This is a genomic window from Streptomyces sclerotialus (genome assembly GCF_040907265.1).
Lineage (GTDB): Bacteria > Actinomycetota > Actinomycetes > Streptomycetales > Streptomycetaceae > Streptomyces > Streptomyces sclerotialus.
The window spans coordinates 4,374,123-4,388,553 of record NZ_JBFOHP010000002.1 but is presented as its reverse complement, the minus strand read 5'-3'; the positions used below and the strand labels follow the sequence as shown (position 1 = coordinate 4,388,553).

The window sequence follows — 14,431 nt, the reverse complement described above, 5'->3', positions numbered from 1 at the left end:
CGGGGCCTTCACCTCACGCATGACAAGAGCGGCCCGCGTCTCGCCAAAGGGTGGGCCGCTCTCGTCTGCCAGAACTCCCCAGAGAACTGGAGACCTCCAGCATGACCCACCCCACCGACATCGGGCGAGCCTCCGGCAGGAGCCCGCGTGGCGAAGGGGGCGCCGGCAAGTGAGCGCCCCGCCCCCGCCCCGCTACGACAACGTCCGCGCCCTACCCAGCGTCCCGGAGCCGCGGACCGACCGGACGCCGCCGCAGAACCTGGAAGCCGAGCAGTCCGTCCTGGGCGCCATGCTGCTCTCGGCCGAGGCCATCGCCGAGGTGGTCGAGACGCTCGACTCCGGCGACTACTACCGGCCCGCCCACGAGACGATCCACCGCGCGGTCTGCGAGCTGCACGACCAGGGCCAGCCCGCCGACCCCATCACCGTCGCCGACCACCTGGCCAAACGCGGCGATCTCGGCCGTGTCGGTGGCGCCTCCTACCTGCACACCCTCATCCAAGCAGTGCCGACCACGGCCCATGCCGAGCACTACGCCGAGATCGTGCGGGAGAAGGCCGAACGGCGCCGCCTGATCGAAGCCGGCATGCGCCTGGTCCAGGCCGCCTCCTCCGCGGACACCGACACCGACCAGCTCCGCGCGGCCGTGGCCCAGCAGGTCACCGAACTGACAGCCCGGCCCAACGACACCGCCAGCACGGACGTGACGCCGTCCGGACCGCCCAACCCTTCTACGACCGGCAGCCGGGCCAGCACCGCCCCCACCGGCCCGGCCCCACCCCGCACCCGGACGTCTTCTGCGGCTGGGTCGGCGAGACGGTCCGCGCGCTGGACCCCACCACCGAGGCCGACCCCGTCGCAGTCCTCGTGAACCTGCTCTCCGCGGCGGGCGCCATCATCGGCCGCCGCCCACACCTGATGATCGGCAACGACCGGCACCCCACCCTGCTCTGGGCCCTGACCATCGGCCCCACCTCCTCCGGGCGCAAGGGCTCGGCGACCTCCACCGCGAGGCGGGTGCTGGCCGAGGCGCTGCCGGACTTCTTCGGCCCCGAACACACCCCGCGCGGGCTGAACTCCGGGGAAGGGCTGATCGAGTACGTGAGGGACGACGACAGCGAGGAGGCGTCACCCGCCAGCTTCGACAAACGGCTGTGGGTGGTGGAGTCGGAATACGCCGTCACCATGAGCCGCGGCCGCCGCGAAGGCAGCTCGCTGCCCGGCGTGCTGCGGCAGGCCTGGGACGGGGACTCGCTCGGCTCGATGATCCGGGACTCGCTCAAGGCGACGGACCCGCACATCGCGATCCTGGGCCACATCACCCCAGAGGAGTTCCGGGCCAAGATGCAGGACTCGGAGATGGCCGGCGGCACCTACAACCGCTTCCTGCCGATCTTCTGCCACCGCAACCTCATCCTGCCCGGCTCCCGCGGCGCCAGCCCCGAGCTGGTGGCCAACCTCGCCGCCGGCTGGCGCACCGTCCTGGACGACGCCGCCCGCGTGGAACAGGTGAAGTTCAGCCCAGCCGCCTGGGAGCTGTACTGCGACCAGGTCTACCCGGCCCTCAGCGACGACTCCGCGGGCGGCGTCATCGCCCAGTTCACCGCGCGGGCCGCCCCGTACGTCCAGCGAGTGGCCATGGTCTACGCCCTGTGCGACCACACCGACACCATCTCCGAAGCCCACATGCGCGCCGCCTGGCAGCTCCTCAACTACGCCCGCGCCTCCGCCGTCCACCTCCTCGGCGACACCACCGGCGACCCGAAGGTCAACAAGCTCGCCGAGGCCGTCCGCGCCGCCGGGCCCGACGGGCTGACGGCCGACCAGATCCGCCGCCTGTTCAAGAACAGCACGCGTGCGGAGCGGGACCGGCTCGCCGCGGAGCTGCTCGACCTGCCCGGCTACGCCCGCCGCCAGAAGGCCACCGGCGGCCGCCCGACCACCGTCCTGACCTACGTGGGCTGAGGGCGGTAAGGGCGAAAAGGGCGATAAGCCTGCTGACCTGCGGAAACGGCGGGGCGATAAGGGGTGCGATAAGCGGGGCGGTAAGTCAGCCGCTCCGCAGGGCCGGGACTTATCGCACCCCTTTCCGCACCCCTTATCGCCCCCATGAAAGCCCAGGTCAGGTGGCTTATCGCCCTTACCGCCCTTATCGCCCCGCCAGCAGCCAAGAACCAATACCGTCACCGCACCGCAGAGGAGACACCAAGGTGTCAGCCCGGAAGACGCTCAAGCTCCACGAAGTCCTCGAAGAGATCGACATGAGCCGTGCCGCCTTCTACCGACTGCGCGCCCGCGGCCAGGCTCCCAAGATGTACAAGCTCCCGAACGGTCAACTGCGCTGCCGCCGAAGCGACCTGGACGCCTGGTGGGAGAGCTGCGAGCAGCCCACCGCCGCCTGACCCTCCCGCCGTTCCACCAGGGGCCCGCCGACACGGTTCGGCGGGCCCCTCTCAGTACGGAGCCCCATGCCCCTGACCTTTGAATTCACCATCTACACCATCCGCGAGAGGGCGGACCGTCCCAAGCCCTTTCAGCTCCGCTGGAAAGTCGGCCCGCGCCCCCACTCCAAGGCATTCAAGACCAAGACGCTCGCCGATGGCAGGCGGGCACAGTTGATGGCCGCAGCTCAGCGCGGTGAGATGTTCGACGTGGAGACCGGGCTGCCGCAGTCCGAACTCCGAGCCCTGGTGCCACAGACGACCTGGTTCGACCACGCCAGGGACTACGCCAGGATGAAGTGGAAGCGCTCCTCAGCGAAGAGTCGTGCCGCACGTGCCGACGCACTCGCTACCGTCACGCCTTCCCTGGTGCTGGACATGAAGGGGGCGCCCAAGCCCGACGTCCTACGCCGCGCGTTGTCCTGCTGGGCCTTCAACTTCTCGGATCAGCAAGGGGAGCCGCCGGCCTCTATCGCGTCAGCCCTGGAGTGGATCGCCAGGAAGTCTCTTCCGATGGCTCGCCTGGAGGAGTCCGACATCGTGCGGGCCGCGTTGGAGGCATTGAGTATGAGGCTGGATGGGAAGACCGCTGCGGCGAACACGATCACGCGGAAGCGAATGGTCTTCAACAACGCTCTGCGCTACGCGGTCGAGCGGAAGCTGTTGCCGACCAACCCGCTGCAGTTCGTGGACTGGAAGCCGCCGGAGACGGACGACGAGATCGACTGGCGGTACGTGCCCAATCCCCGGCAGGCGAAGGCTCTTATCGGCGCGGTGGGCGAGCTGGGCCCCCGTGGTGAGCATCTTCAGGCGTTCTTCGGCTGCGGGTACTACGCGGCCACCCGGCCGGCGGAAGCCATGAACCTGCGGAAGTCCGACTGCACGTTGCCCGCGACCGGCTGGGGCTCTCTGCTGCTCTCCGGCAGCTCGCCCCGCGCGGGGTCCTCCTGGACGGACGACGGCAAGTCGTACGACGAGCGCGGCCTGAAGCGGCGCGCTCGGACGGCAACGCGGGACGTGCCCATCCCGCCCGAGTTGGTGAAGCTCCTGCGGGACCACCTGGCGCGCTACGGCACGGCCCCGGACGGCCGACTGTTCCGGGCTGCGCGGGGCGGGGTGCTCCTCACCAAGGAGTACGCGGAGGTCTGGAAGGAGGCTCGGAAGGCCGCCCTCTCGGAGCAGCAGGTGAAGACGCCGCTCGCGGACGTGCCGTACTCACTCCGGCACGCCGGCGTCTCGCTGTGGCTGGCGTCCGGTGTGGACCCCACCGAGGTCGCCCGGCGCGCCGGACACAGCGTGGCGGTGCTCTACCGCTTCTACGCCAAGGTGCTGGACGGGCAGCGTGACCAGGCCAATGAGCGGATCGAGCAGGCACTTCGCGAGGCCGAGTGAGCCGGATTCTGGTCCACGCCTGGTCCACACGGGCTGATCCAGAGCGGTATATGGCGGCTCTGGGTGAGACAGGGTGAACGCAAAGAGGGGTGCCCGCATCGGCTGGGCACCCCTTCTGACCAGCTACTTTGCTGACCTGGGCGGAGGCTGTGGGATTTGAACCCACGGTGGCGTTGCCGCCACGACAGTTTTCAAGACTGTTCCCTTAGGCCGCTCGGGCAAGCCTCCCCGCGGCACCGGTCGGCGGGTGACCGACGGTGGCGCGGGGATCAGGGTAGCGCGTCAGTTGTTTTCGTGCGTTGTCAGAGCGCGTCAGTCGGCCTGCGGGCGTCCGCCCGGACCACCGAACCCGTGCCCGTTCGTCACGTCCGCCGGCCTCTCACCCGTTCGTCGTGTGCGCCGCACCAGGCCCGTCCGTGGCGTGCGCTGCCCCAGGCCGCCCGTCGCGTCCGCTGCCCCAGGCTCGTCCGTGGCGTGCGCTGTCCCAGGCCGCCCGCCGCGTGCGTCGCACCAGGCCCGTCCGTGGCGTCCGCCGACCCAGACCGCCCGCCGCGTCCGCCGCTTCGGGCCCGTCCACATGGCGTCCGCCGACCCAGGCCCCCCGTCGCGTGCGCCGCACCGCCCCAGGCCCGTCCGTCGCGTGCGGCGGGTGGGGGTCAGTTGTCGCCTACGCGTTGGCCGAGGGTTACTTCGGCGGTGTGTTCCTTGCCGTCGCGTTCGTACGTGAGGGTCACCTTGTCGCCGGGGTTGTGCTGCCAGATTTCGCTGATCAGGGTCGGGCCGCTGTCGATGGCCGTGTCGTCGAGCTTGGTGATCTTGTCGCCCGGCTTGAGGCCGGCCTTGTCGGCCGGGCCGTTCTTGGTGACGGCGTCCGTGCCGCCGTTGCCGCGCTCGGCGATCGTCGCGCCGTCGCTGTTCTCCCGCATCCCGACCTGCACGCCGATCTGCGGGTACACCGGCTTGCCGGTACGGATCAGGTCGTTCGCGACCCGCTTGGCCTGGTCGATCGGGATGGCGAAGCCGAGGCCGATCGAGCCCGCCTGGCTCTCGCCGCCGCCGAACGGATCGCTGCTGCCGCTGCCCGCCGACTGGATCGCCGAGTTGATGCCGATCACGTTGCCGGAGGCGTCCATGAGGGGGCCGCCGGAGTTGCCGGGGTTGATCGACGCGTCCGTCTGCAGCGCGGACATGTACGAGGCGTTCGAACCGCCGCCGTCGCTGGACGCCACCGGGCGGTCCTTGGCGCTGATGATGCCGGTGGTCACCGTGCCGGACAGGCCGTACGGGGCACCGATGGCGATGGTCGCGTCGCCGACCGCGACGTTCGCGGACTTGCCCAGTGGGAGCGGGGTGAGCTTGGCGTCGGAGGGGTTCCTGAGCTTTATGACGGCGACGTCGTAGCCCTCGGCGCGGCCCACGACCTCGGCGTCGTACTTCTTGCCGTCGGAGAACGTCACCGAGAGCTTGCCGCCCTCCGCCGCGCTCGCCACGACGTGGTTGTTCGTGAGGATGTGGCCCTGCTTGTCGTACACGAAGCCGGTGCCCGTGCCGCCCTCGCCGCCCGCGCCCTGCGCGTCTATGGTCACGACGCTGGGCAGCGCGCGCTGGGCGATACCGGAGACCGAGGTCGGCTTGCGGTTGAGTGCCTGGGGGTCGCCGGAGGCGGAGACGGTCGTGGACGACGTGTCGTTCTGGCCGGCGGCCCAGTAGCCGATGCCGCCGCCTACGCCGCCCGCGACCAGCGCTGCGACCAGTACGGCGGCGATCAGGCCGCCGCGGCGGCGCGGCCTGTCGACGGGCGGGCCCACGGGGGCGCCCCAGCCGCCGCCACCACCGCCGTACGGGGGCTGTGGGGGTGCGCCCCAGCCACCTGCGCCTGCGCCTGCGCCTGCGCCGACGCCGGTGCCGGTGCCGGTGGGGTAGGGGGCGCCACCCTGAGGGGCGCCTCCGTGGGGGGCGCCTCCGTGGGGGGCGCCGCCATGCGGGGGCGCGTCGTGCGGAGATCCGCCGGGCGGGATGCCGCCGCCGGGCGGGACGGCGGCGAAGGCTGCGGTGTGCTGCGGGTCCTGCGACCAGCCGGGGCCGGGGGCAGGGCCGGAGGCGGGAGCCGGGTCGGCGCCCGCCCCCGCGGGAGCACCCTGCGGCGCGGGGGCGGCGGAAGCCTCGTGCGGCTGCGCCCCTGCGGCTTCTTTGGCACGAGCCTCGTGCGGCTGCGCCCCGGGCGCCTCGTCGGCGGGCGCGTTCTGGTGGGGGGGTGGGCCCGGGGCCCACCGACGGGGCGAAATCCGGGCGGGGTGGTGCGTGCTCGGGGGTGTGCGGAGTCTGCGCGCCGGACGCGGGCGCGGCCGACCCCTTGGCCCCGGCGGGCGCCTGCGGCTCCGCCTCCGGCGGGACGGCGGCGCCCTCGTTCTCGGTGCTCACAGCTCTCTCCTCAGCTTCCTGACCGTGCCGGCCCGATGACGGGGCCGGCATGTTCGAGCGGTGCGTGGCGTATCGGCTTGACGGTGACATGTCGGCGTGACGTTATACAGGAGTGTCCGGTTCAAGCCTTTCCCACAGGCCGTCAGGGCACCGTAAGCCGAGGCTGTGACCTTGCCATCATCCTTTATCCCGGACATTTGCGGCGCATCCCCTGGTAATGCTTCAGGTGACGCCGCTGACCAGCACCGGCGACCATCAAGAGCACCAACAAGGGCAACAAGGGCAACGAGGCCAACCTGAGCAACGCGCGCGACCAGAACGGCACGAGCGCGACCAGAACGGCCACCATGAAACCGTACGGAACCGGTACGGGTTCCGGCACCGACCGGACGGCCCGCCATCCCACGATGGCACGATGACCCGGTGACCACTGCGCGCCCGGCATCAGGTGTCCGTCCCGGACCACCCGCCATTTCCGTCGTAGCACACCGTGGGGCGTCCGAGGACGCTCCGGAGCACACCCTGGCCGCGTACCGGAAGGCCATCGAGGACGGCGCGGACGCGCTGGAGTGCGACGTCCGGCTGACCGCCGACGGCCACCTGGTGTGCGTGCACGACCGCCGGATCAACCGCACCTCCAACGGGCGCGGCGCCGTCTCCACCCTGGAGCTGTCCGATCTGGCCGCGCTGGACTTCGGTTCCTGGAAGGACGACGCGGCCGGCGAGGCACCTGACGGCCGCCATCCGGAGCTGGGCAGCGTCCACGAGGCGGCGGGCGACACCGAACGTACGTCCGTACTCACCCTGGAACGGCTGCTGGAACTGGTCGACGACGCGGACCGCCGCGTGGAACTGGCCATCGAGACCAAGCACCCGACCCGCTGGGCGGGCCAGGTCGAGGCGCGGCTCGTCGAGCTGCTGGAGCGGTTCGGGCACACCAAGCCGGCGCCCGGCACGCCGCCCGCCGTCCGCGTCATGAGCTTCTCGGCCCGCTCGCTGCAGCGCGTGCGGGCCGCCGCGCCGGCCGTGCCCGCCGTGTACCTCATGCAGTTCATGACCCCGCGGCACCGCGAGGGGCGCCTGCCGCGAGGCGTACGGATCGCGGGACCGAGCATCCGTATGCTCCGCGCGCACCCGGACTACGTGGCCAAGGCGCACCGCGCGGGGCACGAGGTGCACGTGTGGACCGTGAACGAGGAAGCGGATGTGGCGCTCTGCCGCGAGCTGGGCGTGGACGCAATCATCACGAACCGCCCCAAGCAGGTGAGGAATCAGCTGAACCCGGCTTAAGGGGTGAGGGTCGCAAAGACGGCCGCGGAGTGCCCAGGTCGCCACTTCGGACACCTTCTCCTCACGGGGAGTGCACCGGCGCATTCAGCCCGTATCTGATCGATACGAGTGCGTCACCGCATGCGGATTGGCCGGTTTCCGGTCCATCGCAATGGGGCATTCATCCCGTGGCGTGGGGCAAAGGAGGTCTCGGGGGTGGCGTTGGTGGTGGCACAGGAGGTGCCGACGTCGTCGACCATGGCCGTACCCCATGGTCCTGCGGGCGTGGGTTCGGCCAGGCGGCGTATGCGCGATGAGCTGCTGACAAGCGGAGTTCAGGACACGGTCGTCGATGATGCCGTACTCATTCTTTCCGAATTGCTCAGCAATTCCTGCAGACATGCGAGTCCCCTACGCGCGGAAGGGTCCCCGGACGGCGAAGCCGATTCGGTGCGGGCCGCTTGGCGCATCGACGCGCGGGGTCAGCTGACCGTTTCGGTCACCGACGGCGGGGGCCCGACCCGACCACTTCCAGCCACTCCCTCGGTGACCGCGCGCGGCGGCCGGGGACTGGCCATCATCCGCTCGCTCGCCAAGGACTGGGGCGTACGGGACGGGCACGGCGAGGTCACGGTCTGGGCGACGCTGTCGCTGCACGACGCGTTCGCCACGCGCATGGACCTGGCGGCCGGCCTACCGGCCGAGCTGAGAAGCGCCCTGGCGGAACTGGACGAACCGGCTTAGGGCGGAGCGGGCCCCTTCACGGTTCACGGCAAGGGCTGTTCGCCGTACGGCCTTGGTCGATGCGCCTGCCGTGCCCGTGGTGCACGCTGCATCCGTGATGCACGCTGCATCCGTGGCGCAGCGTGCATCCGTGGTGTCCGGTGCATTCGTGGTGCTCGGTGCACCCGTGGTGCCCGATGCACACCCGTGGTGCCCGATGCACCCGTCGCGCCTGTCGTACCCGTCGTCCCGTCGTCCCGTACGGCTCCGACCGCACAGCCCTGCCCGTACACGGACGCCCGTACAGAGACGCCCGTACACGGACGCCCGCACAGGGACACCCGCACAGGAGTACCCGTACAGGGACACCCGTACAGGAGCACCCGTACAGGGACGCCATGTCGCTTCCCCGGACGGCGACCGGCACAGGGCCGGCGGCCGGAGGCGGGGCGTTGGCGTGGCACATGCCCTAGGCTCGCGCCGATACGCGTCGGAACGACTCGGAACGACCAGGAGAACCCCTCGCCATGGGCAAGAAGCGCCGTCCCCAGACCAAGGCCGTCACCCCGCAGATCACGGACGGCGAGGTGCCCGTCGTCGGCGCCCGCGAGCCCTGCCCCTGCGGGTCGGGCCGCCGTTACAAGGCCTGCCACGGGCGGGCCGCGGCGCACGCCGTGACCGAACTGGTGCAGCGCCCCTTCGAGGGCCTGCCGGGCGAGTGCGACTGGGTGGCGCTGCGCGAGCTGGTGCCCGCCGCCACCGCCGAGCTGTCCCTGAAGGGCGGGCTGCCCGAGGGCGTGCCCTCGGTGACGCTGGCGACCGTACTGCCGATGGCCTGGCCCGCGCTGCGCCGCGACGACGGTTCGGTCCTGCTCGGCCTGCAGAACGACACCGCCTCCGGTGACCTCAGCCGCGACCTCGCCGACACCCTCCAGCGGGCGCTGGCCGCCGACCCGGGCACCCCGGTCGCGGCGGGCCGGGCCGCCGCCGACGGCCCGCGTCTGCAGGACCTGCTGGATCCGGCCGCGCCCTTCGAGCCCACCGTGCACTCCGGCTTCGAGTTCTGGATCGAGGACGCCGAGAACGCCACCGGCGAGGTCGCCGCCTCCTTGGAGCGGGCCAACGCCGCCGCCATCCCCACCGCCCGCCTGGCCGGCCTCACCGGCGCGTACTGGTGCGACGCGGGCGAGAAGAACCACCTGCGCTGGGTGATGGACCACCCCGAGGAGAAGCTGCTGGACGCGCTCGCCCGGCTGCACGCCGCGGACGCCTCCTCGCTGGGCGAGGGCACGCGGCTGGTCGGTTCGTTCCGGGCGCACGGTCTGGTCGTACCGGTCTGGGACCTGCCGACGGACCTGACGGCCGAAGAGATCACCAAGCCGGCCACGGAGTTCGGCGAGCGGCTCGCGGAGGCGCTCGCCTCGGACGCGCCGCTCACGCCGGCCGAGCGCCGGGCGCGCGGCGGGCTCACCAACCGTCAGGTGACGCTGAGCTGACAGTGACCGCGCCGGAAACGTTTGCGGTGACTCCCGTCACATCCGCCGTACCCACCGGTAAATAAGCGTCCGGAATTCCGCGATCGAATTTGCGAACGGCCGATCTCTTGTTACCGTTCTAGGAGCCCGGTCGCTGGTGCATCCCCCGTCGCCAGCGACCGGGCGCTTCCATGTCCGGACGCGGTCCGGGCTCGGTCCGAGCCCAGCTGTCTTCGGATGCGCTCAGCGGCCGGTACCCGCCCCGGGCGGCGCGGAGTTGCTCCCCGCCCGCAGCAGCAGCCGGTCACCCCGTACGTCCGCGATCTCCGCGACCGCCGCGTACGGCGCGCTCCCCCGTACCGTCGCGCCGGACGGCGTCGCACAGCTCCCCGGCTCGTTCGCCGCCGGCAACGTGCAATGCGTCTGTACGGTCCGGCCGTCGGGGCGCATGAGGGTCAGCACCGCGCGCAGGGGCTCTCCCGAGGTGTTGCGGTAGTACATGACGGCCTTGGTGCGGCCGTCGGCAGCGCCGTCGACGGAACCGTTCGTGGTCAGCACGCAGGTCTGTGCCTTGATGCCGTGGCGCGAAGTGACTTCGGGGCCGCAGCGAGCGGTACGGCCGTCTTCGCGTCCCGCGCCCGCGTCGAGGCCGAGGCCGGTGAGCAGGTCGCCGCGCTCGCTGCCGGGCCGGCCGTCGTCCCGCGCGGGACCGCTCGCGGGGCCGCTCCCCGCGGAGCCCGGGCGGCCGGGCAGCGGGGCGTCCTGGGCGGAGCCACGCGGCGTGCCCGGCGGCCGCTCGCCGTCCTGGGCGGCGGTGGCCTGCCCGACGACGTTCCCACGGGGCTGCGCCGAAGCGGACGGCTTGGCCGCGGGTGCCGGGTCCCCGGGCCCGGACGGGCCGGCGATGGCGGCGGCCAGAGGCAGCGTGAGAGCGAGCGCGATGGTGCTCGCGAGCGCGATCATGCGGACGTTCGACTCGCGAACCATGGGACCCACCTGCGGTTGAGAGTCCGCGGCCGCCCCGGTGACCAGGGGCCGCTCACAGGCTCTGACTTAGGCCTTCGGGGTGCCCGGTGGGCCTCCGCCACGAATGCGGAGAGCCGCCGGGCACCCCGAACGGCTTGACGGTGGGCCGAACATATCGGGGACGGGGCGCCCTGTCGGGGGCCGCGCACCCGTTTCCCATGGATGGACGCTTGACTCACACCCGTACGAGTGAATCTCCCGCGCGCCGTATCGCCGATGGGGCCCACCGGAAGGGGGACAGAAGCAGGGAGAGAAACAGGGAGAGAAGCAGGGACAGGGGAGACAGGGGGCAGGGGGACAGAAGGGCGGAGGACAGGAGAGCGGGGCTCACGTCGCGCCTGCGTAGGGTCGGTCAGTACGCGAGTCGGCTGCCGCCGCCCGGGGCGCCGGCGCTCGCCTCCACCAGCGCGTCCACCACCGTGGCGACGTCCGGGAGCCAGGGCGCGCCGGAGCGCTTCGTGGAGGCGCGCGCGGCCGGCGGGCGCTCCCAGCGCACCTTGCCCGCGCCGGTCTGCGACGGCGGTAGGACGACATAGCCGCCCTCCCCGTGGAACCGCAGCGAGCTCGGCACCAGGTCCTGCGCGTACAGCAACTCCCCCAGCTCGGGCAGGGAGTACGGCGCGACCAGCAGCGTCCAGCGGGTGGGGGTGGCCACCACCGGGCCGACCGCCACACCCGTGCGGTCCAGCTCGGCGAGCGCCCGGGCACCGGCCACGGCCGGCAGGCTCACCGCGCACGGCGCCTTGCCGCCGGTGGCCAGCACGACCGGGGCGTCCGGGCGGTTCGTCCACCACCAGCGCACCATCCGGGCGTCGGTCGTGGCGGCCAGCAGGCCGGGGTCGAAGGGGTGCGCACCGGGCACCGCACAGTCCGGGTCGGGGCAGCCGCAGGGTCGCGTCTGCTGCGCCCCCCGGGCGGCAGGCTGCGCCCCCCGGGCGGGCCTGCCGCCCGAGCGGAGGCCGACGCCGGGGAGTACGGGCCAGTGCCACTCGGTGGCGCACTGGAGCGCCGCGCCGAGCAGTGCCGACCGTCCGCCGCGCCGGAGCTGGAACTTGCGTCGCCTTCCGAGGATCTCGCGCATGAGCGCTCGTTCCTTTCCGTAAACGCCGAGGGTCATGTCCATCGCACTACATGCCGGTTCATGCCGCTGTGGTTCATGCCGCTGTGCGGTGCGCCGCCGCACCGGGCGCGGATCACACCACGTAGATCATTCGTCACTGCGCGTATAAGGCAGCGCATCACGCCGTACGCCGAGCGTGGAACATGGCGGGGGGTGGCGCGCGCATGGCGCTTGCTGTCCTGTGGTGCAATCCCGCCACGTGGGGGTGCGGCCCGGTCGTCACCGCGTAAGACGCCCGCGCCCTTCGGAGAGTTCCGGCACGGCCCCAACTGGCCCCGCACCTATCCGAGTACGTACCCCCATGGTGGAGATGACGCGCTGTTGATCGCCGTCAGTCGACCGCAAATTGACCTTCAAGGGGCTATTTTTCGGCCAATCTCTTCGCCACACTGACACCATAATCCTCACCAGGGCAGTGCTGGACACGCAACATCGCTGCGTGTACATGTGTATCCCATTGATAGCGGAGCAGCATGACATGGGGGTTTGCGATGCTATTGAGCGAAATCAACTGGCGGGCAAATAAGACAAATGCCCGTACACCACCACCGCGAACCTCCCAGGCCGACGGCCTCACCTCGGACGATGCCCGGATCTACGTAAGCCGCAGGCCATGACGGCCCCCCACGCCCCGAAAGTGGCCGGAATCGAACCCACGCTTCCCGGACCGGCGCACACTGCGGCCCCCACCACCCCGGGAGCTCCCTCCACCGCCCACCCGGCCGCCGCCCTCGACCGGCTGACCGCCTGGCTCTCCGACCTCACCACCCTCCATGACCTCACCGAGCGGCTGGCTCGTACGAGCTCCCTCGACGCCGCGCTGGACGAGGTGCTCCGGGCCGGCGCGCTCCTCGTCGGCGCCCGCCGCGGCCTGGTCACCCTCGAACCACCCGACGGCCTCGGCCCCGACACCACCACCGGCCTGGGCCTCGGCCCCGCGGACCTCGGCCACCTGGAAACCGTGCCGCGCCGCCTGACGCCGGTGGGACGCATCCTCGACGGAGCGCCGCCGCAGGTCGCCGACGCCGCCCCTCACGCCGCGACCGGACCGTCCACGGCATCCACGGCAGCTGCGGCATCTGCAGCGTCCACGGCATCTGCGGCATCCGCGGCACCTCATGAGCTCCCCCTTGAGCTCTCGCAGCCCGACATCGCCGCTGAGCCCGGCCTCGACCCCCGGCTGCGCACGGTCGCCGCCCGCCTCGGCTACGCCGCTAGTTACGCCGTACCGCTGATCGCTGTACCGCCGGCCGCCGAACCGCTGACGACAGGGCTGCCGGCCATGGAGTCGGCTGTCGCCGAGCCGGTGGCCTCCGAGGCGCCGGACACCGGCGGTACTTCGAGGGGCGGGCCTGATGGGGTGACAGGCGGAGGGACGAGGCCGGGGCCGGGGTCGGAACCAGGAGCAGGTACCGGTCCGGGTACAGGGAGTACTCCGAGTGCTCCAGGTACTCCGAGTACTCCGAGTACAGGGAGTACCGAAGCAGGCGAGGAGACCGGTGAAGGAGGACACGGAGGAGGGCGCGAAGGAGCAGCCGCCACGCGCCCCGTCCGCCCCCTCGGTGTCGCCGTCTGGCTCTACGACGAGCCCGCCGAGCCCACCGCACGCGGGCGCCGCCTCCTCGGCATGTACCGCGCCTACGCCACCGCGCACCTCTCCCGCCTGATCGAGCTGGACCGCCGGCGCCGTTCGGAGCAGACGTTGCGCGCGGAACTGCTGCCCGCCCGGCTGCCCCAGGTGCCCGGCGTCCGGCTCGCCGTACGGCACGCGGCGGGGCCGTACGGCGGCGGCGACTGGTACGACGCGCTGCCGCTCCCCGACGGCGCGCTGAGCCTGTCCGTCGGCTCCGTCACCGGCTCCGGGCCGAGCGCGGTGGCCGCCATGGGCCGGCTGCGGGCGGCGCTGCGCGCGTACGCCGTCATGGAGGGCGAGGACCCGGTCGCGGTCCTCTCCGATCTCGAACTGCTGCTGCGGCTGACCGAGCCGGCGCGCAGCGCGACCGCGCTCTTCGCATTCGCAGAGCCACCGGTGGCGGACCCGCTGGGCGAGCCGCGCGCCCACAAGCTCCTGCTGGCCGGCGCCGGCCACTGTCCGCCGCTGCTCGTCGGCGAGCACCGTACGGAGTTCGTGGAGACCTCGCTGTCCGCGCCGCTCGGCATGCTGTCGTGCTGGGAAGCGCCGAGCGTGGATCTCGAACCGCTGCCTGGAGAAACCCTTCTTCTCTACAGCGACGGGTTGCTGCACCGCACCGGCGAACCGGTGGACCGTGCCTTCGCCCGGCTGCACACCGCGGCGTCCGGCCTGCCCCGCTCCGTACGGGAGGACCCGGAAGCCCTTGTCGATCACCTCGTCAGCGCGATGCTGCCCCAGGGCGGCCTGGCGGACGAGAGCTCGCCCGAGGACGTCGTCCTGCTGGCGGCCCGCTTCGAGCCCTGACAGGCTCAGCGGCACACGAGAGGCCTGCCGAACGTCATGCCGAAGGTCCGCCGAACGTCATGCCGAACGTCCGCCGAAGGTCATGCCGAACGTCACCCGGCCAAGGAGGGAGTGCCTGAGAAGTCAC

Annotated in this window: 11 protein-coding genes and 1 tRNA gene; 8 read left to right on the top strand and 4 right to left on the bottom strand. The window is 71.9% G+C overall.

Annotation, left to right across the window (positions count from 1 at the left end):
• The first annotated feature begins 169 nt into the window (after positions 1–169).
• The 4 genes from AAC944_RS19495 to AAC944_RS19480 all read left to right on the top strand — a co-directional run bounded on the left by AAC944_RS19495 (position 170) and on the right by AAC944_RS19480 (position 3,833).
• Positions 170–871: a replicative DNA helicase gene (locus AAC944_RS19495; RefSeq protein ID WP_051871809.1), complete on the top strand. Its 702-nt coding sequence runs from the start codon at positions 170–172 to the stop codon at positions 869–871.
• A complete protein-coding gene (locus AAC944_RS19490; protein WP_051871808.1) occupies positions 868–1,965 on the top strand; it encodes a DUF3987 domain-containing protein in 1,098 nt (365 codons plus the stop codon). Before AAC944_RS19495 ends, AAC944_RS19490 begins: the two co-directional genes overlap by 4 nt.
• 245 nt (positions 1,966–2,210) lie before the next feature.
• The gene (locus AAC944_RS19485; protein ID WP_030615521.1) at positions 2,211–2,402 is read left to right on the top strand and encodes a helix-turn-helix transcriptional regulator; all 192 of its coding nucleotides are present in this window, start codon (positions 2,211–2,213) and stop codon (positions 2,400–2,402) included.
• 66 nt (positions 2,403–2,468) lie between these two features.
• The gene (locus tag AAC944_RS19480) at positions 2,469–3,833 is read left to right on the top strand and encodes a tyrosine-type recombinase/integrase (protein ID WP_030615518.1); all 1,365 of its coding nucleotides are present in this window, start codon (positions 2,469–2,471) and stop codon (positions 3,831–3,833) included.
• Positions 3,834–3,974: 141 nt separating this feature from the next.
• Here AAC944_RS19480 and AAC944_RS19475 read toward each other — a convergent pair.
• Both AAC944_RS19475 and AAC944_RS19470 read right to left on the bottom strand, forming a co-directional pair.
• Positions 3,975–4,061, bottom strand: a tRNA-Ser gene (locus AAC944_RS19475).
• Positions 4,062–4,489: 428 nt separating this feature from the next.
• Positions 4,490–6,118, bottom strand: a complete 1,629-nt coding sequence (locus AAC944_RS19470; RefSeq protein ID WP_368397291.1) for a S1C family serine protease — start codon at positions 6,116–6,118, stop codon at positions 4,490–4,492.
• Between the two features lie 559 nt (positions 6,119–6,677).
• Between AAC944_RS19470 and AAC944_RS19465 the strand changes: the two genes are divergently transcribed.
• From AAC944_RS19465 to AAC944_RS19455, 3 genes are all read left to right on the top strand, one after another.
• A complete protein-coding gene (locus tag AAC944_RS19465) occupies positions 6,678–7,544 on the top strand; it encodes a glycerophosphodiester phosphodiesterase (RefSeq protein ID WP_030615512.1) in 867 nt (288 codons plus the stop codon).
• 108 nt (positions 7,545–7,652) lie between these two features.
• Positions 7,653–8,267 carry an ATP-binding protein gene (locus AAC944_RS19460; RefSeq protein WP_078888590.1) on the top strand — a complete coding sequence of 205 codons (615 nt, stop codon included), beginning with the start codon at positions 7,653–7,655 and terminating at the stop codon, positions 8,265–8,267.
• Between the two features lie 506 nt (positions 8,268–8,773).
• Complete coding sequence (locus tag AAC944_RS19455) at positions 8,774–9,742, top strand: DUF5926 family protein (protein WP_030615506.1); 969 nt, start codon at positions 8,774–8,776, stop codon at positions 9,740–9,742.
• Between the two features lie 222 nt (positions 9,743–9,964).
• On the opposite strand, the gene AAC944_RS19450 is transcribed toward AAC944_RS19455, so the two are convergent.
• On the bottom strand, positions 9,965–10,708 hold the full coding sequence (locus AAC944_RS19450; RefSeq protein WP_030615503.1) for a hypothetical protein: 744 nt from the start codon (positions 10,706–10,708) through the stop codon (positions 9,965–9,967).
• 391 nt (positions 10,709–11,099) lie between these two features.
• Positions 11,100–11,828: a bifunctional DNA primase/polymerase gene (locus tag AAC944_RS19445; protein WP_030615501.1), complete on the bottom strand. Its 729-nt coding sequence runs from the start codon at positions 11,826–11,828 to the stop codon at positions 11,100–11,102.
• A 652-nt stretch (positions 11,829–12,480) separates the two neighbouring features.
• Here AAC944_RS19445 and AAC944_RS19440 point away from each other — a divergent pair.
• The gene (locus AAC944_RS19440; RefSeq protein WP_030615499.1) at positions 12,481–14,304 is read left to right on the top strand and encodes a PP2C family protein-serine/threonine phosphatase; all 1,824 of its coding nucleotides are present in this window, start codon (positions 12,481–12,483) and stop codon (positions 14,302–14,304) included.
• Positions 14,305–14,431: the final 127 nt, after the last annotated feature.